Here is a 2,596-nt window from a genome sequence, read left to right as displayed (position 1 = left end):
ACGCTGCTGCTCTTCTCGGTGCAGCGCCGCAGCTTGCCGTAGCCGTTCATCCACGAGTGGCACCGCTCAACCACCCACCGTTTGCCGGCCTGGATCGGTGCGGGCACGCCCTTGCGGGCTATCTCGCCGGTGAAGCCGAACTCGTCGAGCAAGGCACGGGTCCTGGCGCTGTCGTAGCCCCGGTCGAGATTGACGTTCACTTGCTCGGGGAGTGCTCCTACCTGGGCTTTCGTTGCTTCGAGGGTGGGGTCGAGCAGTGGTGAGTCGTGCCGGTTGGCGCCTGCGGAGACAATTCCCAAAGGGACCCCGGCCGCGTCGGAGGCTAACGATCGCTTCAGTCCCTGTTTGCCTCGGTCGACCGGGGAGCGTCCAGCTTTCTCGCCGCCCGATGGAGCTTTCGTGATGCATCCGTCCACGGAGATCTCAGCCAGTTGGAGGCCGATCATGCGATCGTACGCTTGCAGCGCCAGGGCGTGGATCTGCTCTGATATGCCCATCTGCGACCAGAGCTTGACGCGGCGTCGAATGGTTCGGTCCGAGCAGCCCGGACTGGCGATCCGCTCGTATCCAGTGCCGTGGACCAGGGCCTGCACGATGTGCTCGAAGACGATTCGGTCCGGGACCCGGCGACGGTGGCAGCCCAGCGGGTGGGTCGGCGCATAGTCATCGCGCGCGGGTAGCAGGGCGGCGAACTGGTCCCACAGGGGGGTGAGCAGGCAAGATGGCACAGCAGGCACGGGCCCTCCAGTGATCACTGAGCGTAGAGAACTCCATGATCATTAAAGCCCGTGCCTGTCTCGTACCCGGCACCACCATTCGCCCGTCGGTCGCAGCCCCGTCTTTGACCTCCATCAGCGTCGTACGGCACGGAGGAAGGTTGTGACGGCGTCGCGCCAGCCGGTTAATTGAGATCGAGGACGGCTTTGCCGTGGAGGCGACGGTCGAGCAGAACCTTGACTGCCTCGGAGTGGCGAGTCCAGGGGCCGCGCCAGCTGATGCCCGGATCGAGGCTGCCTGCGGCGATCTCTCCAGCCAGCCAGGTCAGATCTGCAGAGAAGTCGGTGGTGGGGTCGCCGAAGAGGAAGAAGGTGCGGATCGACCGGCCGTGCCGTCCTCCGTCGCCCAGCAGGGCATCCGGTGACAGCACCGCATCGGCCTCGGAGGATCGGCCTACGCTGATGAGGCTGCCGCCGGCCGACAGGGAGGCGAAGGCGTCGACGAGGTACTGTCCGCCGACGTTGTCAAGAACGGCCGAGACGGGCTGCTGCACGGCGGCCGGCTCGGGGTGGACCTCGTGGGCGCCCAGGGCTCGCAGCCCGTCCGCCTGAGCGGTGCTCCGGCTGATGGCAACGACGTGCGCGCCGGCGCGGGCGGCCAACTGGACGGCGTAGCGGCCGACGCCGCCTGAAGCACCGGTGACCATCACGCGGCGACCGAGCAGCGATCCCATCTGACGTAGCACGTGCAGGGCGCTCAGCCCGGCCACGGGGACGGTGCTCAACGCGCCGGGATCGGCGTCCTTTGGCGCGGTGCCGAGCAGGGCGGCGGGTACGGCGCGCAACTCGGCCCAGCCGGCCTCCCCTCCAAGGGTGACAACCCTCTCTCCCTCGGCCGGGCCCGAACCGTCGGCGGCCGCCTGAACGACCACGCCGGCCGCGTCCCATCCGAGCACGGTGCCGTCCGGCATCTCCGGACGGGTGGCCACATGGACCTCACCGAAGTTCAGCGAGACCGCCTCGACCCGCACGAGCACCTCGTGGGCGGCGGGTCGCGGGGCAGGGACGTCCGTCAGTGACAAGTGTCCAGGTGAGGTGTGATCCACGACGAGTGCACGCACAGGAAGGTTCCCTTTCATAAAGTGCCATAGTGTGGCGTTTGCTCTAGTAGAGCATATGCGTGATCTCGGCGTACTTGGTACAGTGATTGTGATGACGACCGTTAAACAACCCGCCAGCCTGCGCGAACGCAAAAAGCTGCATACTCGCCAGGCACTGATCGACACCGCCATCACGCTCTTCAGCGAACGCGGATTCGACAACGCTCCGCTGGACGCGCTGCTGGAGCAGGTGGAGGTGTCCCGGCGGACCTTCTTCCGCAACTTCCGCTCCAAGGAGGACGTTGCACTCACCGCCGTCAAGCAGCTCTGGGACACCTACCTGGAAGTCCTGGACGGCATCCAGAAGTCCGGGCCTCTGGCCGATGTCTTCCTCGCCGCCATGCTGACCACTCTGGAGCGCATGGACGAGGACTGGTACCGGCGCTTCCCGCTCACGCTCCGGCTCATCGCCGACTCACCCGCACTCGACGGGTACACGCTGCGGCACTGCGCCGAAGTCCAAGCCGAGATCGCGTGCCGACTTGACGAACAAAACCGTCTCGAACTGCGGCTCCTCATCGAGTTCTTCGTGGCCACCTGGCGCTGCGCTCTGGACGAATGGCTGCCCGACTGCACACCGGGCGAACTGCCCGCGCTCTTGCGCCGGGCCTGCTCAACCATGAACTCCGCCCTCAGCCTGGAGGCATGAGCTCGTTCTGTGCCACCCGGCCTCGAACAGGGCCCGGACGTGCTCACCCATAGGGAGAAGCGCAGCAGCGC

At 66.6% G+C, this 2,596-nt stretch carries 3 protein-coding genes; 1 reads left to right on the top strand and 2 read right to left on the bottom strand.

Annotated features, from left to right (window positions below; translation table 11 throughout):
- The coding region (locus tag AB0C30_RS59805) for an IS5 family transposase (RefSeq protein WP_357962678.1) at positions 1 to 737 on the bottom strand (737 nt) is incomplete at its 3' end.
- 164 nt (positions 738 to 901) lie between these two features.
- A complete protein-coding gene (locus AB0C30_RS59800) occupies positions 902 to 1,798 on the bottom strand; it encodes a zinc-binding dehydrogenase (RefSeq protein WP_357962675.1) in 897 nt (298 codons plus the stop codon).
- A gap of 130 nt (positions 1,799 to 1,928) precedes the next feature.
- On the opposite strand from AB0C30_RS59800, the gene AB0C30_RS59795 reads away from it, so the two are divergent.
- Complete coding sequence (locus AB0C30_RS59795) at positions 1,929 to 2,525, top strand: TetR family transcriptional regulator (protein ID WP_357962672.1); 597 nt, start codon at positions 1,929 to 1,931, stop codon at positions 2,523 to 2,525.
- Positions 2,526 to 2,596: the final 71 nt, after the last annotated feature.

The sequence above is a fragment of the Nonomuraea sp. NPDC048901 genome (assembly GCF_040649695.1).
GTDB lineage: Bacteria > Actinomycetota > Actinomycetes > Streptosporangiales > Streptosporangiaceae > Nonomuraea.
Note: the sequence above shows the minus strand (reverse complement) of the source record. Positions and strands in the feature narration are given on the sequence as shown.